This is a genomic window from Pseudarthrobacter sp. B4EP4b, from assembly GCF_006680095.1.
GTDB lineage: Bacteria > Actinomycetota > Actinomycetes > Actinomycetales > Micrococcaceae > Arthrobacter.
Window position 1 is genome coordinate 1 of sequence record NZ_VHIJ01000030.1, and the last position, 23,830, is coordinate 23,830.

Here is a 23,830-nt window from a genome sequence, read left to right on the forward strand (position 1 = left end):
GCTCTGGAGCAATACTAATGGCCAGCCGCTTCTGTGACGCTCCCATGGCGGGCGTGCCCCGGCGAGCAGCAGCGCGTGCGCCAGTGCGCCCTTGACTGTTACCACGGTCACAGCCTACTCTTTGGAAACATCTGTTGCCTATCGGGCAATAATCGAGAACCTGCTCCCACCCCACCCCGTGCAGCGGTTTCCTCCCGTTCCCCCTTCCGGAAGCCTCCCCGGCTGCCGCACAGTCCAAGGAGTCCAACGTGGATTCAAGTGTCATCAACATCGCCATTGTGGTGGTGTATCTTCTCGCAATGCTGGCCTTCGGCTGGTGGGGCAAGTCCCGCACCAGGAACAACAGTGACTTCCTGGTGGCCGGCCGCCGCCTCGGCCCCTTCCTCTACACGGGCACCATGGCCGCCGTCGTCCTGGGCGGAGCCTCAACCGTCGGCGGCGTCGGCCTCGGGTACAAGTTCGGCATCTCGGGCATGTGGCTGGTGGTCGCCATCGGCGCCGGCGTCCTGCTCCTCAGCCTGCTCTTCGCCGGAACCATCCAGAAGCTGAAGGTCTACACCGTCTCGCAAATGCTCACCCTGCGGTACGGCAGCAGGGCCACGGAGGCCTCCGGCATCGTGATGCTCGCGTACACGCTGATGCTGTGCGCCACGTCCACCGGCGCCTACGCCACTATCTTTGTGGTGCTCTTCGACTGGAACCGGGCCATGGCCATCGCCGTCGGCGGCGCAATTGTGCTGGTCTACTCAACCATTGGCGGCATGTGGTCCATCACCCTGGCGGACCAGGTGCAGTTCGTCATCAAGACCGTGGGCATCTTCTTCCTGATGCTCCCCTTCACCCTGAACGCTGCCGGCGGCTTCGACGGCATCCGCAGCCGCGTGGATGAGAGCTTCTTCCAGATCGACGGCATCGGCCTGCAGACCATCATCACCTACTTCGTGGTGTACACCCTGGGCCTGCTCATCGGCCAGGACATCTGGCAGCGGGTCTTCACGGCCAAGACCCCGGGTGTGGCCCGCTGGGGCGGCGCCACCGCCGGCATCTACTGCATCCTCTACGGTGTGGCCGGCGCCTTGATCGGCATGGCCGCCAGCGTTGCCCTGTCCGACATCAAGATTGCCGCCAAGGACGACGTCTACGCAGAGGTAGCCCAGAACCTGCTGCCCCTGGGGATCGGCGGCCTGGTGCTTGCGGCAGCGGTGGCCGCCATGATGTCCACGGCATCGGGCGCCCTGATCGCCGCCGCAACAGTGGCCCGCGCCGACGTCCTGCCGTTCGTGGCCAGCTGGTTCGGCAAGGACATCAGCACCGAGGACAGTGACAATCCCGAGCACGACGTCAAAGCCAACCGCATCTGGGTCCTGGTCCTTGGCGTCATCGCCATAGTCATCGCCATCATCACCAAGGATGTGGTCGCCGCCCTGACCATTGCCTATGACATCCTGGTGGGCGGTCTCCTGGTGGCCATCCTCGGCGGCCTGGTGTGGAAGCGCGGCACCGGTATCGCCGCAGCAGCCTCCATGGCCGTGGGTTCCGTGGTGACGCTGGGCACCATGATCGTCCTGGAAATCAACGCCAAAGCCCCCTTGGACGGCATCTACGCCAACGAGCCCATCTACTACGGCCTGCTGGCCTCCGGGGTGGTGTACGTAGCGGTTTCCCTGCTGACCAAGCCCACCGATCCCCAGGTGATGCGGAACTGGCAGCGCCGCGTTTCCGGCCAGGCGGCCGAAGAGGCGTCCCCCGAAGCAGTTCCCACCGCGTAGCCGCACCTACCTTAAAACGCGTCCGACGGCGGCACCTCCTTTCGCTTTCCAGCGAAGGGAAGTGCCGCCGTCGTCCGTTTATGTTCTGTTCCGCGTGCCCTGTCCCGTCCGTATCCGGGCTATTCGGCTTCGCGGACCTCGTCATCATCCAGCGGGACCACCCGGTCCTCGGCATCTATCACCACAGGGGGCGCCTGGACCACGGGTTCTTCCGCATCCAGGAATTCATCCTCGGTGTCCCAGTCCTCTTCGCTGACGGGGACGTCCTCGGCGTAGTCGTACGCGGGATCGGCTTCTACGGAATCAAGGTGGGGCATGTCCGGGTGCTGTCCGGTGGTGTTCATTGTGCAACCTCCGTTTGTTCGTACCTGACGTGCTCTTTTAGCGGGTGCCGGCAGGGCGCCACACTTTCATCACAGCACCGCCCGGTGCCATGGTCAAGGGTGTGTTACCGGCCGCCCGAACCCCCAAAAACCAGCCAAAATTTAAGGGACGCCGAAACTCCGGAGTGAGGGATGCCAGCCGAAAAACCGCGGAATTCCGCGGTAAGCTGGCGTGTCAATGGGGCCACATCATGCCCGTCCAGCCCAGGAGTTTTCCGTGTCGCAGCACGCCCGTCCCAACCACCCGAACACCCCCGCGAGGGAAGAGTCGCGGCCGTCGCCGTCGGACATCCGCCGCTGGCGCCAGTACCTTGCCGACGAACGCGCCGAGGCTGCCGTCTACCGGGACCTGGCCCAAAACCGGCAGGGCGAGGAGCGGGAAATCCTGCTGGCCCTTGCCGAAGCCGAGGGCCGGCACGAGGACCACTGGCTCCGCCTCCTGGGTGAGCACGCAGGCAAACCGCGTCCGGCGTCCATCCGCAGCCAATTGCTGGGTTTCCTGGCCCGGCACTTCGGCTCGGTCTTCGTCCTTGCCCTGGCCCAGCGGGCAGAAGGCCGCTCCCCCTACGCCAAGGACCCCAACGCCACCGAGGCAATGGCCGCCGACGAACAAATCCACGAAGAAGTGGTCCGCGGCCTCGCCACCCGCGGGCGCAACCGCCTGGCAGGCACCTTCCGCGCCGCCGTCTTCGGTGCAAACGACGGCCTGGTCAGCAACCTCTCCCTGGTGATGGGCATGGCGGCGTCCGGTGTGGCCAGCACCGTGGTCCTCCTCAGCGGCATCGCCGGCCTTCTTGCCGGCGCCATGTCGATGGGCGCCGGCGAATTCATCTCCGTCCGCTCCCAGCGCGAGCTCCTCGCAGCCACCCGTCCCACCCAAATTACGCTGGCAGCGGCGCCGAAGCTGGACCTCGAGCACAACGAACTGCTCCTCGTTTACCTGGCCAGGGGTATGTCCCAGGAAGCCGCGCAGCACCGGGTAGCCGAACGCATGGGCCTGCTGTCCTGCGACTGCGACCCCAGCCTCTCCCTCCAGCCGGAGCTGCCCGAGGCCGAGGACGAGCACGAGGCCGTGGGCACCGCCTGGGGAGCAGCACTGTCCAGCTTCTGCTTCTTTGCCTCCGGCGCCATCGTGCCCATCCTGCCGTTCCTGTTCGGCCTGACCGGACTCCCGGCGCTGGTGGTTGCCGGCGTACTGGTGGGCCTTGCCCTCCTGGTCACCGGCGGCATTGTCGGTTTGCTCTCCGGCACCTCACCCCTGACCCGGGGACTGCGGCAACTTGCGATCGGCCTGGGCGCCGCCGCGGTTACCTATCTTCTGGGCCTCGTCTTCGGCACAGTTGTTGGCTAGCACCCCGGCCCGTTGGCAGTAGGCTCCATACACGATAGAGCTCACTGAGCAGATGGGGGTGCAGTAGTGGAGGACCAGCCGCGACATGGCGGGAGGCGGGCGCGTGCGGGAAGTACCCGTGCAGCCGCCCGGTTCGTGCTGACGGGTGCATTGTTCTCCGCAGCACTCTTCGGCACCGCACTGGTGCTGGACAATCCGCGGTTCAGGGATCTCCTTGATATCCGTCTTGGCCAGGGAGGCCAGCAGGAGGGGCCACGGGCGCCATCTGCCGGCGAGGCCGAAGCCAATGCGCCGGCCGAGGCGCGGACTCAGGCTCCGCCCCCGGGATTCGAGGAAGCGGATGCGCCCTTGGCTGAGCCCGTGCCCCCGCAGACAGGGAGCGATTCCTACAAGTTCCTCGCCGTCAACGGCGATGGCAGTCCGGTGGGCTACTCCCCCTGCCGGCCGCTGCACTATGTGGTCAACGATGACCTGGCCCCGGCCGGCGCACAGCAGCTGGTATCCGATGCCATCAACGCTATCTCCGCAGCCACGGGCATCACGTTTGTCTATGACGGCACCACCAGCGAGCAGCCGTCGCCGCAGCGTCCCCCGTACCAGCCGGATGCCTATGGCCAGCGCTGGGCGCCGCTGCTCATCGCGTGGACCACCCCGGACGTTGCACCGCAGCTCAAGGGAAAGGTCATCGGAACCGGTGGCAGCACGCATTACAGCTACGACGACGGTGCCAAGACTTTTGTGACCGGCGGCCTGGACCTGGATGCACCCCAGATCGGTACCGAACTCCTGAACCCCGACGGCCATCTGTACGCGACGGCCGTGATCCTGCACGAACTCAGCCACGTGATGGGGCTGGATCATGTGGAGGATCCTACCCAGCTGATGTATCCGGAGATCGGCACTCCCGAGGGGTTGTCCGCCGGGGACCTCAACGGCCTGTACGAGTTGAGCAAGGCGCAGTGCCGGAAGGACCTGTAACCGGTCCGGGGCGCTCTGCTGGCAGCCGGTGAACTGGTCAGCGGCGCAGGACGGCCGCCGCCTCCTCCACTGAGTCCACCAGGAAGATCCGCTCTTCCATGCACCGTCCCGCTGCCAGGCTGCGCAGCATGGGCCATGCCGGGTACTCATGCTCCCAGTGACGCTTGCCCACGAGCACCATCGGGGTAACCTTCGCGTCCGCGGCGTAGTAGTTCTCGCACGCATCCTGGAAGATCTCCTGGATTGTTCCGGCCGCGCCGGGCAGGAACACGATGCCGCCGTGGCACAGCTCCAGCAGGATGGCCTCCCGGATGGCGTTCGCGAAGTACTTGGCGATGTGCGTGGCGAAATAGTTGGGCGGCTCGTGGCCGTAGAACCAGGTGGGGATTCCGAGGGACGGGGTGCCGTCCGGAAAGAGTTCGACGACGGCGGCCGCCGCACGCGCCCACGCTGACACGGAGGGACGGAAGCCAGGGACGGAGGCGAGTGTCCGCAGCGCACCATGCAGCGCGCCGTCGTCGGCCTGGCTGAGGTAGGCGCCCAGGTTGGCAGCCTCCATGGCACCGGGCCCGCCGCCCGTCGCCACCACGTGGCCGTCCCGTGCCAGCAGCCTGCCCAGCAGTGCCGCCTGCGCGTAGTCGGTGCTGCCCCGCTGGGCGGCGTGCCCGCCCATCACACCCACCATTTTCCGGCCGGCCCACGCATTCGAGCGGTGAAGCTCGTCCAGCGCATCGCCGATGGCGTGGTCGTGGAGGGCCGAGGCCAGGGTGGCATCGAGCCGGTGCCGCAGCCCGGGCTGGATGCTCCACTGGTAGATCCGCGCGTCGGGCAGTTCCTCGTAGGGAGAATTTTCCAGGCCTGCGTACAGCTCCTGCGGCGAGTAGAGCCCTGCCCGGTACGGGTTGAAGGGTACGCCTTCGAGGCGCGGAAAGATCAGGGCGCCCCGGCGGCGGAGCGCGTCTTCCATCCCCTCATCAAATATGCAGCCCAGGAAGATGGCGCCTTCAACGCGGATCCGGTCCAGCGCCGTGGACCGTCCGCGGAGATCAAGGGACTGGGCGTGCCAGCCGTCCATCTCTTCGGCTCCGGCACTGACCAGCCGGTCGAAGCTGGCCAGATCCTCCACGTCGAGGCTGCGGGGACTGGGCCCGAGTTTTCCGGACAGATTCACGGCCGGCCCTTCATGGTGCTCATCCACCAAGCGTAGGTCACCTGCACAGGCAACGCGGGGTCAGTCCGCGCCCCTCCGGAGCTCCGGGATGGGCCGGAACTGACCCCGCGTTGCTTATGCCGGCAGGCGGACCGGCTCGTCAGTTCCGCGGAAGTGGGCCTCGAGCTCTTCGAGGGAACGGCCCTTGGTTTCGGGAACGCACTTGATAACAAAGGCGAGCGAGGCCAGGTTGACCAGGACAAACAATCCGAAGGTGCCTGTGGACCCCAGCGCACCCACCACGATCGGGAACAGGAAGGAGATGGCCGCATTGACCGTCCAGAGCGCAAAGACCGCGATTCCCATGGCGAAGCCGCGGATGGCCAGCGGGAACATTTCGGAGAGGAGCAGCCACACGCAAGTGCCAATGAAGCACTGGACGAACGCAACGAACAGCATCATGGCGGCGAGGATGGTGTAGCTGGCAAGGTCGGACTGGGGCAGCAGGAAGACGAGCGCCAGCAGTGCCTGCGAGGCCACCACGCCGGAGAAACCGATGACCAGCATCCTTCGCCGGCCAATGAAACCCAGCAGCCAGATGCCCAGGACGGTCATCAAGACTGAGGTCAACCCGACGCCGATGGTGGCCACGAGCGAAGCGCTGACACCGAGGCCGCTCTTTTCCAGGATGGTGGGAGCGTAGTAGTTGACGGTGTTGATGCCGGTGGCCTGCTGGACGGTGGCGAGTCCGATGCCGATCCACAGCAGCCGGCGCATCCACGGGTTGTTGCGGAGGTCGCGCCAGGCGTGGCCACGCTCCTTTTGGGCCGTCTGTGCCGCTTGGGCGATCTCTTCGAACTCCCGGGCTGCTTCCTCCGGGTTCCGGCTCAGGTTGAGCACGCGGCGGCTGTCCTCGAGCCGGCCGCGGATGGCGTACCAGCGCGGCGACTCGGGGAGCATCAGCATGCCTGCGAGCAGGGCCAGCGCCGGGAGCGATGCGATGCCCAGCATGGTGCGCCAGACTTCGGTGTCGTGGATCAGGGCGTCCAGGAGGGCGTTGATGGCGAAGGCCAGCATTTGGCCGGTCACGATCATCAGTTCGTTGATGGTCACCATCCGGCCGCGGAGGTGGGCCGGTGCCATCTCCGCCAGGTAAAGGGGGCAGGTGACGGCGGCCGCGCCAACGCCCAGGCCCAGCAGGATCCGGGCGGCAATCATAAAGGAAACGTTAGGTGCGGTGGCGCAGCCGATGGCTCCGAGCAGGAACAGCAGGGCGCACACCAGCAGGGAACCGCGCCGGCCGAGCTTGTCAGCCATCCGGCCGCCCGCGAGGGCGCCTGCTGCCGCACCGGGAAACAGCAGCGCGCTCACTACTGTTGCTTCCTCGACGGCGTTCATGTTCAGGGAGTCGTTCATGTACAGCAGCGCGCCGGAGATAACACCGGTGTCGTAGCCAAACAGCAGGCCGCCGAGGGTGGAAATGACAGTGAGCCGGGCGAGGTACCCGCGGTGCTGGCCGGGGACGCCTTGGGACGGTTTTTGCAACAGCATTGTTGCCTCTCAGGTTCTCAGGGGGACCGTAAGGACGACCGGTGAATGTGATGGGTGGCACTAACGTTAGAGCGCTCTAACGGCATCGTCAATAGAAAGACTTAATGTCAGAACATTTGCTTTCGCGGCGCTCCTGCCCCTTGAGGGCGCGTCAAGGCCTTTGACCGGCAATTCCAGCCTGCTACGATCGAGGAGGAACTATGTCCTATCAAGAGAACATATAGTGGCAAAGCAGCCGGCGCTCACAGGCCCGAACGGACTGCCACCAGGAACAGGAACGTAAAAGTGGCGAACAACCTGGGTCTCAGCATCGATCGCTCCTCCCCCGTCCCCCTTTACCACCAAGTGGTGCAGGGCATCGAGGCCGCCATTTACAGTGGAGTCCTGGAACCTGGAAGCCGGCTGGACAACGAGATCGATCTTGCAGCCCAGCTGAACCTGTCCCGCCCCACCATGCGCAAGGCTATGGACGAGCTGGTTCGGTCCGGCCTGCTGGTGCGCAAACGCGGGGTGGGAACCCAGGTGGTGTCCAGCCAGGTGCGGCGTCCCCTGGAGCTCTCCAGCCTCTATGACGACCTCACCAACAACGGCAAGAAACCCACCACGGAAGTCCTGAGCTTCTCCCATATCGAAGCCGACGACGCCATCCTTGCCACACTCCAGCTCCCCGCAGGCTCGAAGGTGTACCACTTCACCCGGCTTCGGAAAGTGGGGGGCAAACCGCTCGCCCTGATGGAGAACTGGGTGCGCGACGATATTACGGAGATGGATCAGGCCACGCTCACCGCGGAAGGCCTCTATGCGATCCTCCGCCGAGGCGGCGTCAACTTCCGGCTCGCCAACCAGCGGATCGGGGCCATGACGGCCAATGAGTACCAGGCGTCCATGCTGGAGACCGGCGAAGGGTCGGCCCTGGTCACGATGGAGCGTACCGCCACGGATGACACCGGCCGCCGCGTGGAGACAGGCCACCACGTGTACCGCGCCGATTCCTACAGCTTTGAAATGACTCTCGTACAGCGATAATCAAAGGAGCCAACTCCATGACCAACTGGGTCTACCCCCTGGGCGCCGCCGCCGACGGCAAGTGGGATGTCTCGATCGGAACGTCCGACTCCACCCTTACCGTCGACGGCTGGGCGCATACCGGACTGAAGGTCGCCACCCTCACCGCCGGGGCCGCCGTCGAACTTCCCACCGCGGATGAAGAACGAATCGTAGTCCCCCTCAACGGATCCTTCACCGCCACGGTGGACGGGGCGGAATACCAGCTGACCGGCCGCGCGTCAGTGTTCAACGGCCCCACGGATGTCCTCTACTCCGGCACCGGGAGGGCTGTGACCATCAGTTCAGCCGACGGCGGCCGGGTGGCTGTTGCCACCGCCCCGGCCCATGCCTCCTACCCCACCCGGCTGGTGACGGCTGGCGAAACCCCGGTGGAGCTCCGCGGAGCCGGCAACTGCTCCCGGCAGGTGCACAACTTCGGCACGCCGGCCGCACTGGAGGCCGACCGGTTCATCGTCTGCGAGGTCCTGACCCCGGCCGGCAACTGGTCCTCCTATCCCCCGCACAAGCATGACGAGGAGAAGGACGGCGAGACGCACCTCGAGGAGATCTACTACTTCGAGACGCAGGTGGCCGCCGGCTCGCCGGCGCCCGCAGACGCCGACGCCATCGGCTACCAGCGCGTCTACGCCTCCGACGAGCGTCCCATCGATGTCTCCGCCGAGGTCCGCACGGGTGACGTGGTCCTTGTCCCTTACGGCTGGCACGGCCCCGCAATGGCGGCGCCCGGCTACGACCTGTACTACCTGAACGTCATGGCCGGCCCGGGTCCCGTGCGCGACTGGCTGATCAGCGATGACCCCCACCACGGTTGGGTCCGCCAAAGCTGGGATGGCCAGGAGATCGACCCGCGGCTGCCGTTCGGCGCCTGAGCCCCGTCCGCGCGGCAGCGGCAGACTGGCATAGTGGAGTCTTGTGAAACAGAGCCCCGTTGCGAACCGCTCCGTCACCATGGAGGATGTGGCGCGTGAAGCCGGGGTGAGCCGCGCCCTGGTGTCCCTGGTGATGCGGGACTCCCCCAAAGTCTCATCCGCCAAGCGGACGGCGGTCCTGGAAAGCGCCGCCGCCCTGGGCTACTCGCCGAACCGGCTCGCCAGCCGCCTCGCTAGCCGGCGCACGAACACCCTGGGCGTGCTGTTCCTGGACCTGCACAACTCGGTCTTCGCAGACATCTACGACGGCATCACCGAAGGACTCGCGGGCAGCGGCAACCAGGTGATGGTCGCCGTCGGCTCCGCCGACCCCGGCACCGAGCTGGAAGCTGTGAGGTCGTTCGTGGACTTGCGTGTGGACGGCGTCATCCTGGCCGGCTGCACCGGCTCCTCCGCCGAACTGGCGGCGGCACTTCGCGGGACTCCCGCCGTCGTCATCACGCGGGAACTGGAGGTCGACGGCGTTGATTCAGTCCTGTGCGACGACTTCCGGTCCGGGGTGCTGGCGGTGGAGCACCTCCACGAGCTGGGGCACCGGCGCATCGCGCACGTGGACATCTCGGACTGGCTGCCCTACACCGCCCGCCGGGAAGGCTACCTGGCGGCGATGAAAAAGTTCGGCCTGGAGCCTCTGCTGGTGCACAGCGACATGACGGAGCGGGGCGGCCGGGCGGTGATGGAGAACTTCCTGGCCTCTGGCGCCACCCTTCCCACGGCGATTTTCGCCCACAACGACCTCACCGCCATTGGCATCATGGAAGCGCTGGCCGCCCATGGCCTGCTGGTCCCGGACGATGTGGCCATCGTGGGCTGCGACAACATTGAGGTGGCGGCATCCCCGCTGATAGGGCTGACGTCCATCGACCAGCACGCAGGTGAACTGGGCAGGATGGCGGCGGGGCTCATGCTGGAACGGGTGGCCGGAACGTCAGGACCGGCCGTGACCCGCAAGCTCGAGCCCACCCTGATGGTCCGCCGTTCCTCCGGCGCCTAGCGTGTTTTTGGGCTTGGCAGCAGCTGCCGCGAACGCCATCACCGCCAGGCCCAGCAGCGTGATGCCGGCGCCGGCCCAAATGGGTGAGGTGTAGCCCAGGCCTGCGGAAATGGTGACGCCGCCGAGCCATGCGCCCAGTGCATTGCCCACGTTGAAGGCCCCAATGTTGGCGCCGGAAGCCAGGGTGGGGGCGCTGCTCGCGTAGGTCATCACCCGCATTTGCAGGCCCGGAACAGTGGCGAAGCCGAAGCCGCCCATCAACACCAGGGATGCCACCGTGAGCACCTGGCTAGTTGCGGTGAGGGCAAAGAGGACGAGGATAGCGGACAGGACGGCGAGCACCACCAGCAGGGTGCGGTCGATGTTCCGGTCTGCGGCCTTCCCGCCAAGAGTGTTACCCGCGAAGAGGCCCACACCGAAGACGATCAGCAGCCATGGCACCGTGGTGGGGGCGAAGCCGGTGACCTCGGTCAGGGTGTAGGCGATGTAGGTGAAGGCGCCGAACATTCCACCGAATCCCAGGATGGTGACCGCAAAGGAGAGCCATACCTGGCCCGATCTGAAGGCCCGGAGTTCGCGGCGCAGTCCCCCGGCTTCGGCTTTGCCGCCGGCCGCCCTGGGGACGAGTGCCAGGATCCCGGCGAGCGCAGCCACGCCGATGACCGTAATTGCCCAGAAGGTGGCCCGCCAGCCGGCGGCCTGGCCAAGGAGGGTGCCGAACGGGACGCCCAGGACGTTGGCTGCGGTGAGGCCGGTGAACATCAGTGCGATGGCTCCTGCTCTTTTGTTGGGCGGGACCATGCCTGCGGCCACGACGGAGCCGATGCCGAAGAACGCTCCGTGTGCGAGCGCGGCGATAACGCGCCCGGCCATCATGGGCCAGTAGCCGGCCGCAGTGGCGGAGAGCAGGTTGCCGGCAATAAACAGGACAAGCAGCGCGGCCAGCACGGGCTTGCGGTCAAGCCGGGTCACAGCTGCCGTGAGCCCGAGGGCGCCGGCCACTACGGCCAAGGCGTAGCCGGAGATGAACCAGCCCGCCTGCGCCTCGGTGACCTGGAAGTTGGCAGCCACTTCGGGCAGGAGGCCCATGATGACGAATTCGGTGAGTCCGATGCCAAACCCGCCAAGGGCGAGGGCTATCAGTCCGACGGGCATGCCGGTGCTCCTTTGGGTTGTGTGGGGTGCGGTGGGCGCCTAAAATAGTTGCAGACGCGGTATTTATTGTTGCACATGCAAATATCCCGCGCAAGCAACTATCTCGTGTGCACTCTCGGGCAGGTTGGCTGCCGTACCCCACGGCCGCCCGGCTGTCCCCCTTAAGGAGCAATGTATGGGCATCAAGGACGACGCCGTTGAGGTCCGCGCGCAAGGCTGGCGCACTTTGGCCGCCCTCCACGGGCTGATCGAAACCGAGCTGGAGCGCGCGCTCCAGGCGGAATCAAAGCTGTCCGTGGTGGAGTACACCGTCCTGGATGCCCTCAGCCGCCAGGACGGGTGGCACATGCGGATGCAGCAGCTCGCCCGCGCTTCGGCACTGAGCCCCAGCGCCACCACGCGCCTGGTGAACCGGCTGGAGGACCGCGGCCTCCTGACCAGGATCCTGTGCGCCGATGACCGCCGCGGCATCTACACCGAACTGACACCCGCCGGCCTCAGCCTCCTGGCGGAAGCCAGGCCGGTGCACAACGCCACCCTCGAACGTGCCTTGGGAGAGGCGCGCGACATTCCGGAACTGGCTCCCCTGGTGGACGCGCTCCCCAGGCTGCACGCAGTGTCCTGACCTGCTGTGGCCTAAGACGCCGGGCTGGTCACAGCTCCTGCCACCCGAACCGGAAGGCCGCTGGCCAGGGACTCCTGCGCGGCGTCGGCCACCCGGGACGCGGCCACGGCGTCCTCGGGCGTGCACGGGTTATCCCGCTGGCCAAGGACAAGCTCAACAAAAGCGGCCATCTCGGAACGGTATGCCTGGTCGAAACGCTCAGCAAACGTCCTGTGCGCCTGACCCGAGGGAAAAACGACTGCCGGCTCCGCCGATGCCATGGCGGTCTTATCGTCAAGGCCCACCATGAGCGACCGGAAGGAACCCTGGATTTCCAGCCGCACATCGTGGCCGGCCCCGTTGTACCGCGTCGCCGAGACTGTTCCGACCGTGCCGTCGTCGAACGTCACCAGCGCCAGCGCGGTGTCCACATCCCCCGCAGCGCCGATCGCCGGATCCCCGTTGTTGGATCCCCTGGCATAGACTTCCACGATTTCACGGCCGGTCAGCCAGCGCAGGATGTCAAAGTCGTGGACCGAGCAATCGCGGAAGAGCCCGCCGGAGGTTGCCAGGAATTCCACGGGCGGCGGGGCCATGTCGCAGGTGACCGCACGCAGGGAGTGGATCCATCCCAACTCGCCGGCCTGGTAAGCCCTCCTGGCTTCCAGGTACCCGGCATCAAATCGGCGCTGGTGGCCTATCTGGACCACGCCGTTCTTGTCCCTGATGTAGTCCAGGACGGGCAGGGCGTCTGCAACGTTCAAGGCCACGGGCTTTTCGCAGAAGACCGGGATGCCCGCGTCCACCCCCGCCCTGATCAACTCCGGATGAGTGGCAGTCCCCGTGGCTACCACCAGGCCGTCGATTCCGGAGGCCAGAAGCGCGTCAACGGACGGCTGGTACCCGGCACCGAGGCCGGCGGCCACGTTCCGGGCATGCTCTTCGGCCACATCCGTGAGCCGGAGCCGGACGTTGATGTTCTTCGGGTTCAACACATCATTGAGGGCCGCAATATTATTGGCGTGCATCACGCCGATCCTGCCGACGCCCACCAGGCCAAGCGTTACATCTTTCATCGTTTTTCCCCTGCATAGACGGTAAAGGCGGTGCGGAAGGCCTCGAGGGCTGCATTGCTGTCGTCCTTGGCCCACGCCTCCAGGCCCACTGTGCCCTCATATCCGGCGTCAGCAAGGGCCCGTGCAACAGCTGCGTAGTTGATTTCCCCTGTACCCGGCTCGCAGCGTCCAGGAACGTCGGCCACCTGGATTTCACCGATGTACGGCAGGGCCGCCCTCACAAGTTCAATAAGGTTCCCCTCCCCCAGCTGTGCATGGTAGAGATCCAGCATCAGTTTGGCGTTCGGATGGCCTGCCGCTTCCACGAGCATGAGCGTGTCCTTGGCCCGGGCCAAAGGGATGCCGGGGTGGTCCAGGACGGTGTTCAGGTTCTCCAGGCAGAATGTCACGCCATGCTTTTCGCCCAACCTCCCGAGCTTTTCCAGGGTCCGCGCGCCTGTCGCCCACATGCGGCCTGAGGAACGGTAGACGGGTCGTGCGGCTTGGCCCTGCACCAGTTCCGCGGGGTGCACCACCATCCGGCTCACGCCCAGTTCCAGTGCTGTGGGGATCAGCGCTTCAGCCGTCCGGACCACGTCATCGGCCGTATCCGGGTCCACGAGACTGCCGGACGAATAACCAGTCATGGAGGAGAAGACGGCTCCCGTTGCCTTCAGCGCCTGGATGTCCTCGTCCCGGGCATCCCACAGTTCCACGTCGAATCCCGCCTCGTTGATCCGGCGTACCCGTTCCACAAACGGAAGGTCCGTAAAGACCATCTCCGCGCAGACGGCAAGCCGCATCAGACGCCTGCCCTCTCTGCTACCGCTACAGGAGCGCCGCTTTTGACCGATTCGATGCAGGCCAGGGCCACCGCCAGGGCGCGCCGGGCGTCGGCGCCCACGGGAGTCAAAGTGAAAGCGGACGACGGCGAGGGGCCGCCGTCGCGCTTTGCCCGCACGGTCGCGGCAAAGTCGGCGAGTTCGTCTGTGTAGGCCTGGCTGAACAGCTCGACATTGAGCCGCGGGGTGTCCGCGGCGAGCCCCTCCGCCGTGTACCTGAGGGCCGCAGTTTCCGTGGAACGGCCGGCCTGCACCATACCTTTGGAACCGAAGACTTCGCCGCGGACGTCGTATCCGTACAGGGCGCTGAAGTTCGCTTCCGCCACCGCGATGGCACCGTTGCTGTACCTGATGGTCACTACCGCTGTGTCCAGGAACCCCTGTTCGCGCAGGGAAGGCTCCACCAGCGCATCCGCCACGGCGTACACCTCGACGGGCTCGGCCCCCTCATTGAACCAGTTGAGGGTGTCGAAGTCATGGATGAGGGTTTCCAGGAAGATGGTCCAGGCCGGCACCCTGGCGGCGTTGGGGATGCTTCCCGTCCCGGGATCGCGCGTCAGCGAGCGCAGGAGCTGTGGCGTTCCGGCAACACCGGCGGACAGGTCCTTCTTGGCCGCCTGGAAGTCTTCGGCGTACCGGCGGTTGAAGCCGACCTGGAAGTGCACGCCCGCTTGCTCAACGGCGGTGAGCGCGGCGCCAAGTTCCTCCAGCCCCTGCGCGGCCGGCTTCTCGCAGAAGACGTGCTTCCCGGCGGCCGCGGCCTGGGCGATCAGCGACGCATGGAAGCGGGCCGGGCTGGCGATGATGACGGCGTCGATTTCCGGGTCCGCGAGGATATCATCAGCGCTGGCCGTTACTTTCGCGGCACCCAGTTTCCCGGCCAGGGTTTGGGCGGATTGCACGTTGGGGTCTGCGATGGCCGCCAGGGATGCGCCGGGGACCCGCCGGGCGATGCTCTCAGCATGGAAGGCTCCCATCCAGCCGGAGCCGATGAGACCAATCCGCACCGGTGCGCAACCTGGTGTTGGATCTTGGGTGATGTAGGCCATGTGACTCGTCCTTTCAATAGTCGGAACACAATTGGATTCAGGCGGGCTGGTTGCCTTCGCCTGGAAACTCGATGGAAAGCTGGCGTCTGATGTCGTCGGCTACTTCCAGGGTCTGGATGGAGGAAGCGAGCAGACGCTGAGGGCTTTCTGTCTCTCCAGCCGCGATGGAGCGGGCCACAGCAGCCGCTTCATAATGCAGGCCTTCGAAATGGCCACCCGGCGGTTCCTCATACCGCAGCCGTTCCCCATGGGGGAACCGAAGCTCGAAGCCTCCCGGCATATTGAAGGGACCGTCCACGCTCAACGTCGCCTCGGAGCCGGCGATCACTGCGCAGGTGGGTGTGAAGTTGTGGACATGGGTGTTCACCACGGCCTGGGCACCGCCCTCGAACTGCATCACCGCGGAAAGCTGGGCGTTGACACCGGAGGGGTGGGGCTGGCCCATTGCGTGCAGCCGTTGGGGCCTGCCCAGGACCTCAGTGACCAGGGCAAGCGGGTACGTGCCCAGGTCCAGTAATGGGCCACCAGCCAGGGCCGGATCGAAGATGCGGTGGGCGGGTTCAAAGTGTTCGCCGTATTCCGCAAGCACCGTGGTAATCGTGCCCAGGGTTCCGGCATCCAGGACCTGCCGGATCACATCGAACTTTGGCAGGAAGAAGCTCCACATGGCCTCGGCGGCGAAAACTCCCGCAGTTTCAGCGCGCCTGGCAATGTCGCGCGCCTGCTCCGCGTTGAGCGCGAGGGGCTTCTCGATCAGCACATGCTTGCCGGCGCCGATGGCCAGGACCGCCGCCGCGTGGTGGGCGGTGTGGGGCGTACACACGTAGACGATATCGATGCCCGGATCGGCCACCAGTTCCTCATAGCTGCCGAAGGCTGCGGGGATGCCGAAGGACTCGGCGAACGCCTTGGAACGATCGAATGAACGGGACCCGACGGCGGCGATCACCTGGCCGGTGTGGGCTTGGACGGATTCAGTGAAGCGCTGCGCGATCCAGCCGGGCCCCAGGATTCCCCAGCGCAGCACGGGGGCATCGCGTGAATCAGGGATGCTGGACATCGGCAGTGTCAGGCTGCTCACGAGTAGTTGACCTTGGTGAAGGCACCATCGCTGTGCATCGATTGGATCATCGCGTGTGCCACCAGCGAGGCGTGCAGACCGTCCATCGCAGCGGCGAGCGGTGGCTGGTCGCCATGGCGGAGTGCCGTGACCCAGGCCTGCAGCTGCAGCCTGTAGGCATCCGCAAAGCGGGGGCGCCAGTCCGCGGGCACGGCGGTGCGCCGGGTTCCGTCCTCTTCCATGCCTAAGAGGGCAGGGTCCCTTAGCCCGGTGACCCCGCGTTCGGAAACAACTTCGCAGCGGGTCGTGTAGCCGTACTGTGCGTTCAGGAACAGTTCCAGCGTGGCCAAGGTACCGTCGGCGGTGCGGAGCAGCATAAACGCGGGGTCCTGCAGTCCGCCTCCAGCGTGGCGCGTGGTCCTCCCTGCCTGCCAGGAGACTTCTGTAATGGGCGAGCCGAGCAACCACGGAATGATGTCCAGTTCGTGGATGGCAGAGTTGGTGACGGCGGATTCCGCGGTTGACCCCGGGCCTGCGGTGGCATTACGGCTGGTGCAATGGATCATCAGCGGCTCGCCCTGGATGCGGTCCTGGACTGCACCCCGGAGGGCGGCATAGCCAGGGTCAAAGCGCCGCATGAAGCCCAGCGACAGCAGCGATGCCCCGGTTGCCGCGACGATGTCGGCGTCGGCTGCCACCACCTCACGGCTTTCAAGCAGGGTAGGTGCCAGCGGCTTTTCGCACAGCACCGGCGTCATGGCTTCGAAGCACTCCAGCACCAGGCCGGCGTGGGTGGAGTCGTGCGAGGCAACAACGACGGCGTCAACCTCGCTGGAGTTGATCAGTTCGGAAGGGTCCGTGGTGGTGCGGGCCGATGGTGGCGCTGCCGCAGCGGCGCGGCCGCCGTCGAGGTCTGCCACGAAGGTGACTTCAGCCCCGCTGATAGTGGTGGAGAGGTTTTTGATATGGTCTGCGCCCATAACACCGGCGCCGATAACGCCAACCCGGATCGGCATGCTGTCTTCCCGTCTGCTGTTCGTTTGTTTCGCCGCGGCAGGCGGCCGGGCCGGCCCGTCTTTCGGGCGGGTCAGTCCCGGTCCTGCTGCACCGCCCTGCTACACGTGCCGCGGGCTGCTGTTCCCTGGCGTTTCTGCGCTGTAGGCAACATCGGCCACCTCGGCCTGAACCTCCTTGATCACATCGCTGTGTCCGCCGAGCTGCTCCAGTTCATGGGCCAGTTCTGCCAGCTCGGCACCGCCGGCCATCTGGGCCGTGAGCTCGTCCAGGGAAATGTCCTTTTTGTCGTAGTAGCCGATGGACTTGCCGCGCTTGAGCAGGAGGAACCGGTCCCCGACAGGGAACGCGTGGTGCGGGTTGTGGGTGATGAAGATGACCCCGAGTCCGCGGTCCCTGGCCTGCAGGATGTAACGCAACACCACACCTGACTGCTTGACGCCGAGGGCCGCCGTCGGCTCGTCCAGAATGAGGACCTTGGCGCCGAAGTACACGGCCCTTGCGATGGCGACGCATTGGCGTTCGCCGCCCGAGAGCTGGCCGATGGGCTGTTCCACGTCCCGAAGGTCGATCCCCATTTCGGCGAGTTCTTTTTTGGTGATGTCCTTCATCTTCTGGACATCCATGCTCTTGAAGGGACCGAAGCCGCTGGTGAGCTCAGAACCGAGGAAGAAGTTCCGCCAGATGGGCATCAACGGGACCACGGCCAGGTCCTGGTAAACGGTGGCGATTCCGGCGTCGAGTGCATCGCGGGGGGAATTGAATTTCCGTTCCTCGCCCATGATGTTCAGCGTGCCTTCGTCGTGCTGGTGGAGGCCCGCGATGATCTTGATCAGGGTGGACTTGCCTGCCCCGTTGTCGCCAAGGACGCAGGTGACGCGTCCGTTGTCCACTGCCATGGTGACATCCCGCAGCGCCACGATGTTTCCGTAGTGCTTGCCCACCCCTTCGAGGGAGAGCAGGTGCACAGGTGTGTGGGTCAGCGGGTCCTTTTCATTCTTGAGCAGGGTTTGTTGGTCGATCGCTTCGCTGTTCATTTCCGGCCCTTACTTCAGTTCCGCACGGCGCTTGACGATGAGGTTGACGATGGTGGCCAGCAGCAGCATGAGGCCAAGGAAGAACTTGAACCAGTCCGGGTTCCACTGTGCGTACACAATGCCCTTGTTGGCCATACCGAAAATGAAGGCGCCAATTGCTCCGCCAACGGCCGATCCGTAGCCGCCGGTCAGGAGGCATCCTCCGATGACGGCGGCGATGATGTAGAGGAATTCATTGCCCACTCCTTCGCCGGACTGGACCGCGTCGAAAGCGAACAGGTTGTGCATGCCCAGCACCCAGCCGCAGAAGCCGACGGCCATAAAGAGTCCGATCTTGGTTGCCTTGACGGGAACGCCCACAGCGCGGGCCGCATTGGCGTCGCCGCCCACGGCGAAGATCCAGTTGCCCACCTTGGTCCGCAGCAGGACCCACGAGGCCACCGCCACCAGGGCGATCCAGATGAAGACGGTGTTGTTTACCGCCACACCGCCGATGGTGACGGAGGAGGAAAAGACCGCCTGGGCCGACTTGTACCCGTCCATGTTCGAAATTGACGGCGAAGAGACACCGCCGCCGATCATGCGGGTCAGGCCCAGGTTCAGGCCTGTCAGCATCAGGAAGGTCGCCAGCGTGACGATGAAGCTGGGCAACTTGGTCTTCATCAGGATCCAGCCGTTGATGAATCCGATGCCGAGCGATACGAGCAGGGCAAGCACCACGCCTACCCACACGTTCATGCTGAAGTACCAGCTGAACATGGAGGCAGTCAGTGCCGAACTGATGACGGCAACACCGGTGGAGAGATCGAACTCGCCGCCGATCATCAGCAGCGACACCCCTACGGCCATGATTCCGATGGTCGAGCTGCCGTACAGGACGGTGGCGAAGGAGGCCGGCTGGATAAACGTCTGGGATACGGAGGCGAAGAAGATAAAGAGGACAATGGCGCCCACCAGGGCACCTACCTCGGGCCTGCCGAGAAGTTTCTGGAAGGGGTTCTGCCGGGCGATTCGTTCGTCCACCGGCTTGAGTTGTACCGCTACTTGAGTCATGTGGGTTTCTCCTGCTTGGTGCAGGTTCCGGGGCCGGGGCCCCGGAACCTGCGGCGGCGTCCTTAGCGGACGCCTTCCTGGGCGAACTTGAGGACATCGGGAGCGGCAGTCTTGTCGACGATCGAGGGGCCGGTCAGCACGGGCTGCCCGCCACCGACGTGGATGCCTGCGCGCTTGGCCTGCCAGAGGGCATCGATTGCGCCATAGCCCTGCAGCCACGGCTGCTGGTCCACGGTGAAGGCCACCTTGCCGTCGATAATTGCCTGGGCCAGTTCACCATTCATGTCGAATGAGGCCACTTTGACCTTGTCCTGCAGGTTCAGTGACTGCACCGCTTTGTTGATGGTCAGGGTGAACGGTGCCCCCAGCCCGATGATGGCGTCAGCTTCGGACGTAGCCTGCAGCTTGGCGGTGACGGTCGAGGAAACCTGCGTCATGTCCGTGCCCTGCACGAAGAGGTTCTCCGTGGCGGGAATCTTGGACTTGACGCCTGCACAGCGGGAGTCAAGGGCAACGTTTCCCTGCTCCATAATGACGCAGATGGGCCGTTTTACGCCCATGGACGTCAGCTTCTCGCCTACGGCCGCACCCGCAAGGTTCTCGTCTGAACCGAAGTGGGTGAACGCACCCAGGCCCTGCCAGACGTCGGCGCCGGAGTTGAGGCTCACCACGGGGATTCCCGCTTCCGTCGCCTTCTTCAGCACGTCCTTGAGGGCATCCGGCTTGGCCAGGGTCACCGCAATCCCGTCAACCTTCTGGTCAATGGCTTGCTGGATCAGCTGCGACTGGCGTCCGCCTTCCGGGTCGGAGGTGTAGAGCAGCTCCACATTGTCTTTTGCTGCTGCTTCCTCGGCACCCTTGCGCAGGATGTCCCAGAAGGTGTCGCCCGGAGCCGCGTGGGTGACAAGCGCAATCTTCATCCGCGCAGTGGTTGCAACCTGCCCCCGCCGGAAGTACCGCCCTGCTCGGTCTTGCCGCCTGTGCTGGAGCAGGCGCTCAAGGCCATCATGGGGACAACGGCTGCTACGAGCGCCGCCTTCCGCCAGGAAAACTTCTTCACGATAAATCTCCTTTGATTTTCGGGCTGTTCCGCGCGTTTCGTTACGCACTGCCGAATGCCTTCTCCTAGATCATGGTGACCTCACTCACAAAAGTCAATACTTTGTCCTGTCATTAGCATGTTCTTACGTACGCAAGTTTCAGTCCTGCGCCTCGCGGCCCGCAGATCGTGGGAACGAGGTGCTTCGGCTATGCCCCGGACACAGGAAATGCCCCGTTGAGACAATCTCAACGGGGCATTAGCCCTCAATTAGTGCTGGCGGGAAGTGGGGCAAACGGGCTGGCCCACGGGCAGGCTATGCTTTCCCGGCCGCCGCGTTCTTAAAGTAGTGCTCCAGGTCTTCGAGGCTCTTGTCCTTGGTTTCCGGCACGTATTTCGCGGCAAACGCGATGGCGCCCACCCCCAGCACTGCAAACACGAAGAACGTATTGGAGATGCCGATGGCGGCCAGGAGCTGCGGGAAGCCGAACCCAATCAGGAAGTTGACGATCCAAAGCAGGAAGGCGGAGGCACCCATGCCCAGGCCACGGATCTTCAAGGGAAAGATCTCGGAGAGCATCAGCCAGGTGACCGGCGAAATGGCACCCTGCTGGAACGCCAGGAACGTGACGGTCAGCGACAGGATAACGAAACCGCGGACGGAACCTTCCGGCAGGATCAGCGAGAAGAGCCCAATCAGCAGCAGGGCCGACGTCGTGCCCACCTGTCCGGTGATCAGCATCCTGCGGCGCCCCACCTTGCCCAGCAGCCAGATGCCCACAAACGTGGCGAGCACCGAGATCACTCCGTTGGCAATGTTGGCGGTCAGGGCCGCCTCCCGGCCAAAGCCGGACTGGGACAGGATCTGGGTGCCGTAGTACATGATGGAGTTCACGCCGGTGATCTGTTGGATCACTGCCAGGCCCAGGCCCACCACGAAAATCCTTCGGAGCCACGGGATCCCCAGGTCCTTCCAGGAACCCATCTTGGACTTGTAGTCCTCCACGGCCATGGCCTTGACTTCTTCGAATTCCGCCCGGGCATCAGTCTGGGAACGGATGCGTTGCAGGACGCTGAGCGTTTCGCCGAAACTGCCCATCGAGGCGAGCCAGCGGGGGCTCTCGGGCATAAAGTTCATCCCGATCCACAGCGCGATGGCGGGGAGGGTGGCGATCACCAGCATCCAGCGCCAGATGCCGCCGGCTTCGCCAAAGGTGTTGCCAAGGTAGGCGTTGAAGATGAAGGCCAGCAGCTGCCCGGTGACGATCATCAGTTCGTTTTGCGTGACGATCCGTCCGCGCCGCGCGCTGGGCGAGACCTCGGCCAGGTACACGGGGACGGTCACGGACGCGCCGCCCACCGCCAGGCCCAGCACGAAGCGGGCCGCGATCATCACTTCGGTGCTTGGCGCGAAAGTACATGCCAGGGTGCCGACGAGGAAGATGACCGCCAGGACCATGATCATCTTCCGGCGCCCGTTCCGGTCCGCCAGGCGTCCCCCGAACAAGGCGCCGAAAGCGGCGCCGAACAGCAGGGAAGAAGTGACCAGGCCTTCGGTCAGCGGCGTGAGACCCAGGTCTTCCTGCATGTACGGCAGCGCACCGTTGATCACGCCGGTGTCGTAACCGAAGAGCAGCCCGCCGAAGGTGGAGACGATGGTTACAGTGCGCAGTGCCCGTTTGTGGTTCGCGGGCTGCCCCGTCTGGAGGGAGGCCGGAGCAGGGCCACTCATAGGCTGACCTTCTGCACGTACTGCTTCATGGCGTCCAGCTGGTACCGCGAAACGTCCTCGGCATTTTCATCCTCGGCGAAGACGCTGGACACCATCACAGTGTTGTCCCGGTCCAGGAAGCCGATCTCCTTCAGTCCGCCGAAGAACTCGTCCCAGTTCACGTCGCCGTCGCCGATTTTCAGGTGCTGGTGGACGCGGACGGGGTTGCCCGGCGGGTTGGTGATGTAGCGCAATCCGTGCGAGGCGTGGTGGTTCATGGTGTCCGCCACGTGGACCAGGCGCAGCTTGTCCCCCGCTGCCCGCATGATGTCCAACGGGGAGTTCTTCATGTGGAAGCTGTGCGATGCCACGTAGACCATGCCCACGTTCTTCGAGTTGAGCCCGCGGATCACGCGGATGGCGGCGAGGCCTTCCTCGACAAAGTCGTCAGGGTGGGGGTCTATAAGGAGGTCGATGCCCTCGCGTTCGATAATGGGCAGCAGTTCCTCCATGGAACGGTAGAAGGCGCGCTCGGACTCCTCCGCCTTCTCGGGCCGGCCGCTGAACTCGGTGTTCATGGTGCTGACGCCCAGGTCCACCGTGATCTGGATGGCACGCTTCCAGTAACGGACTGCGGCCTCGCGGGCGTCCTCATCCGGCCCGGACCAGCGGAGCACCGGCAGGACGGATGCGATTTCGATCCCCGCATCCCGGCAGGCCTTGTTCAGTTGGCCCACCAGTTCGTCGTCCGCTTTGGGGTGGTTGTAGAAGGGGATGAGGTCCGCGTGCGGGGTCATCTGCATGTACTTGTATCCGAGGTCCGCAACCACCTTGGGGAACTCGAGCAGGCTGTGCGAGTGGTGGAACGGTGTGGGGTCAAGCGCGATTTTCACGTAAAACACTCCATTGTGGATCAGTCACGGGTGCGAGTTCTTGTCCAGATATGCAGGGCTAAAGGGCCTGAAAGTCTGCATATCTGGACAAAAACTCCTAGGGGCTATTTGTAGAGGTCGGGCTTTGCAGCGAGCTTGACCGCCACCTTTTCGCCGTTCTTCTGGGCTTCGACGCCGGCTTCGCAGCAGGCTGCCGTGGCGTATCCGTCCCAGGCGGAGGGGCCGCCGATTTCGCCCTTCAGTGCCGCGTCCACCCAGGACTGGATCTCGACGTCGTAGGCGGCGCCGAAGCGCTCCTCGAAACCGGGAGTGACGTTGCCGCCCCAGCGGCCGGCGCTGCGGGTGTAGGGTCCCTTGTCGCCGCCGATGCTGATAATGCCCTCTTCGAAGGAGGCCTGGGTGGCCACCTCGTAGCCGAATTTGGCGTTGACGTAGATTTCCACGTCGGCCAGGACACCGGACTCGGTCTCGAGCAGGACGTGCTGGGGGTCGTGCTGGCCGGAGGGCGCGTTCTTCGTGGCCTTGCCCAACCGGACCTGCACGGAAGTGATTTCCTCGCCGGTGAAGAAGCGGATGGCGTCGAACTCGTGGACCACGGAGTCGTTGATGAGCATCTCGTTCGTGAAGCCCTCGGGCGTGCTCGGGTTGCGGTGCTGGTGGTGCAGCATCAGCAGTTCGCCCAGTTCGTGGTCACGGATGATCTTGCCCAGCGACGCGTATTCGGCGTCGAAGCGGCGCATGAACCCGACCTGGATGCGCTTGTGGCCCAGCTGCACCTCGGCTTGGACGATCTTCCAGGAGGATTCGGCGTCGGGGGTGAGGGGCTTTTCGCAAAGGATCGGGATGTCTTTGGCGATCGCCTTGAGCAGGATGTCCTCGTGCAGGAAGCCGGGCGTGGCGATCAGGACCGCGTTGACGTCGCCGTTGTTCAGGGCCTCGTCAGCATCGGCCAGGGCCTCGGCGCCGGGGATGCCTTCGATGGCAGCTTCCGCGCGGGCCAGGTCAACGTCTACGACGGCGGCAACTTCAGCTCCGTGAATGCGCTTGTGGAGGCGCTGGATGTGGTCGGCACCCATGCGGCCTGCGCCGATGACGGCGACGCGGAGGGTTTCAGTCATTGTTTTCGTCCTTTTGGTGTCTGTGGC

At 65.0% G+C, this 23,830-nt stretch carries 21 protein-coding genes and 1 pseudogene; 7 read left to right on the forward strand and 15 right to left on the reverse strand.

Going from position 1 to position 23,830, the window contains the following annotated elements:
- The first annotated feature begins 248 nt into the window (after positions 1-248).
- Positions 249-1,769 carry a sodium:solute symporter gene (locus tag FNL14_RS10580; protein ID WP_142059865.1) on the forward strand — a complete coding sequence of 507 codons (1,521 nt, stop codon included), beginning with the start codon at positions 249-251 and terminating at the stop codon, positions 1,767-1,769.
- 119 nt (positions 1,770-1,888) lie between these two features.
- Here FNL14_RS10580 and FNL14_RS10585 read toward each other — a convergent pair whose 3' ends face one another.
- Positions 1,889-2,113 (reverse strand): hypothetical protein, encoded by a 225-nt coding sequence (locus FNL14_RS10585; RefSeq protein WP_142059867.1) that lies wholly within the window; start codon positions 2,111-2,113, stop codon positions 1,889-1,891.
- 256 nt (positions 2,114-2,369) lie between these two features.
- Here FNL14_RS10585 and FNL14_RS10590 point away from each other — a divergent pair, with 256 nt between their 5' ends.
- The gene (locus tag FNL14_RS10590; protein ID WP_142059869.1) at positions 2,370-3,503 is read left to right on the forward strand and encodes a VIT1/CCC1 transporter family protein; all 1,134 of its coding nucleotides are present in this window, start codon (positions 2,370-2,372) and stop codon (positions 3,501-3,503) included.
- A gap of 135 nt (positions 3,504-3,638) precedes the next feature.
- A complete protein-coding gene (locus FNL14_RS10595) occupies positions 3,639-4,481 on the forward strand; it encodes a matrixin family metalloprotease (RefSeq protein WP_142059871.1) in 843 nt (280 codons plus the stop codon).
- Positions 4,482-4,518: 37 nt separating this feature from the next.
- Here FNL14_RS10595 and FNL14_RS10600 read toward each other — a convergent pair whose 3' ends face one another.
- Entirely contained in the window at positions 4,519-5,652 is a 1,134-nt protein-coding gene (locus FNL14_RS10600) for an LOG family protein (protein WP_142059873.1), read from the reverse strand.
- Between the two features lie 114 nt (positions 5,653-5,766).
- On the reverse strand, positions 5,767-7,182 hold the full coding sequence (locus tag FNL14_RS10605; RefSeq protein WP_142059875.1) for a sugar porter family MFS transporter: 1,416 nt from the start codon (positions 7,180-7,182) through the stop codon (positions 5,767-5,769).
- Positions 7,183-7,467: 285 nt separating this feature from the next.
- Here FNL14_RS10605 and FNL14_RS10610 point away from each other — a divergent pair, with 285 nt between their 5' ends.
- Genes FNL14_RS10610 through FNL14_RS10620 form a run of 3 tightly spaced genes read left to right on the forward strand, consistent with a single transcriptional unit; the run spans position 7,468 to position 10,173 of the window.
- Positions 7,468-8,208, forward strand: coding sequence for a GntR family transcriptional regulator (locus FNL14_RS10610; protein WP_091417333.1), 741 nt, complete (start codon positions 7,468-7,470; stop codon positions 8,206-8,208).
- A 17-nt stretch (positions 8,209-8,225) separates the two neighbouring features.
- Positions 8,226-9,119, forward strand: coding sequence for a 5-deoxy-glucuronate isomerase (gene iolB / locus FNL14_RS10615; RefSeq protein ID WP_142059877.1), 894 nt, complete (start codon positions 8,226-8,228; stop codon positions 9,117-9,119).
- A 43-nt stretch (positions 9,120-9,162) separates the two neighbouring features.
- The gene (locus FNL14_RS10620; RefSeq protein WP_091417328.1) at positions 9,163-10,173 is read left to right on the forward strand and encodes a LacI family DNA-binding transcriptional regulator; all 1,011 of its coding nucleotides are present in this window, start codon (positions 9,163-9,165) and stop codon (positions 10,171-10,173) included.
- Here the strand turns inward: FNL14_RS10620 and FNL14_RS10625 are convergent.
- Positions 10,108-11,328: an MFS transporter gene (locus tag FNL14_RS10625; protein WP_142059879.1), complete on the reverse strand. Its 1,221-nt coding sequence runs from the start codon at positions 11,326-11,328 to the stop codon at positions 10,108-10,110. The two genes, FNL14_RS10620 and FNL14_RS10625, sit on opposite strands and share 66 nt — an antisense overlap.
- A 175-nt stretch (positions 11,329-11,503) precedes the next feature.
- Between FNL14_RS10625 and FNL14_RS10630 the strand changes: the two genes are divergently transcribed.
- Complete coding sequence (locus FNL14_RS10630) at positions 11,504-11,953, forward strand: MarR family winged helix-turn-helix transcriptional regulator (protein ID WP_091417323.1); 450 nt, start codon at positions 11,504-11,506, stop codon at positions 11,951-11,953.
- 11 nt (positions 11,954-11,964) lie between these two features.
- On the opposite strand, the gene FNL14_RS10635 is transcribed toward FNL14_RS10630, so the two are convergent.
- The 11 genes and pseudogenes from FNL14_RS10635 to FNL14_RS10685 all read right to left on the reverse strand — a co-directional run bounded on the left by FNL14_RS10635 (position 11,965) and on the right by FNL14_RS10685 (position 23,803).
- The gene (locus tag FNL14_RS10635; protein WP_142059881.1) at positions 11,965-13,008 is read right to left on the reverse strand and encodes a Gfo/Idh/MocA family oxidoreductase; all 1,044 of its coding nucleotides are present in this window, start codon (positions 13,006-13,008) and stop codon (positions 11,965-11,967) included.
- A complete protein-coding gene (locus FNL14_RS10640; protein WP_142059883.1) occupies positions 13,005-13,790 on the reverse strand; it encodes a TIM barrel protein in 786 nt (261 codons plus the stop codon). Before FNL14_RS10640 ends, FNL14_RS10635 begins: the two co-directional genes overlap by 4 nt.
- Positions 13,790-14,878, reverse strand: coding sequence for a Gfo/Idh/MocA family oxidoreductase (locus tag FNL14_RS10645; RefSeq protein ID WP_142059885.1), 1,089 nt, complete (start codon positions 14,876-14,878; stop codon positions 13,790-13,792). Before FNL14_RS10645 ends, FNL14_RS10640 begins: the two co-directional genes overlap by 1 nt.
- 37 nt (positions 14,879-14,915) lie before the next feature.
- Positions 14,916-15,938, reverse strand: coding sequence for a Gfo/Idh/MocA family protein (locus tag FNL14_RS10650; protein WP_181762603.1), 1,023 nt, complete (start codon positions 15,936-15,938; stop codon positions 14,916-14,918).
- 17 nt (positions 15,939-15,955) lie between these two features.
- Complete coding sequence (locus FNL14_RS10655) at positions 15,956-16,954, reverse strand: Gfo/Idh/MocA family oxidoreductase (RefSeq protein ID WP_091417311.1); 999 nt, start codon at positions 16,952-16,954, stop codon at positions 15,956-15,958.
- 99 nt (positions 16,955-17,053) lie between these two features.
- Complete coding sequence (locus tag FNL14_RS10660; RefSeq protein WP_091417309.1) at positions 17,054-17,989, reverse strand: ATP-binding cassette domain-containing protein; 936 nt, start codon at positions 17,987-17,989, stop codon at positions 17,054-17,056.
- Between the two features lie 9 nt (positions 17,990-17,998).
- Positions 17,999-19,042: an ABC transporter permease gene (locus FNL14_RS10665; protein ID WP_050056213.1), complete on the reverse strand. Its 1,044-nt coding sequence runs from the start codon at positions 19,040-19,042 to the stop codon at positions 17,999-18,001.
- A 62-nt stretch (positions 19,043-19,104) separates the two neighbouring features.
- Positions 19,105-20,102, reverse strand: a pseudogene (locus FNL14_RS10670) (substrate-binding domain-containing protein).
- A gap of 295 nt (positions 20,103-20,397) precedes the next feature.
- Complete coding sequence (locus tag FNL14_RS10675) at positions 20,398-21,813, reverse strand: sugar porter family MFS transporter (protein ID WP_142059889.1); 1,416 nt, start codon at positions 21,811-21,813, stop codon at positions 20,398-20,400.
- The gene (locus tag FNL14_RS10680) at positions 21,810-22,685 is read right to left on the reverse strand and encodes a sugar phosphate isomerase/epimerase (protein ID WP_142059891.1); all 876 of its coding nucleotides are present in this window, start codon (positions 22,683-22,685) and stop codon (positions 21,810-21,812) included. The genes FNL14_RS10675 and FNL14_RS10680 overlap by 4 nt, the downstream gene beginning before the upstream one ends.
- Positions 22,686-22,789: 104 nt before the next feature.
- Entirely contained in the window at positions 22,790-23,803 is a 1,014-nt protein-coding gene (locus tag FNL14_RS10685) for a Gfo/Idh/MocA family protein (protein WP_142059893.1), read from the reverse strand.
- Between the last annotated feature and the right edge of the window lie 27 nt (positions 23,804-23,830).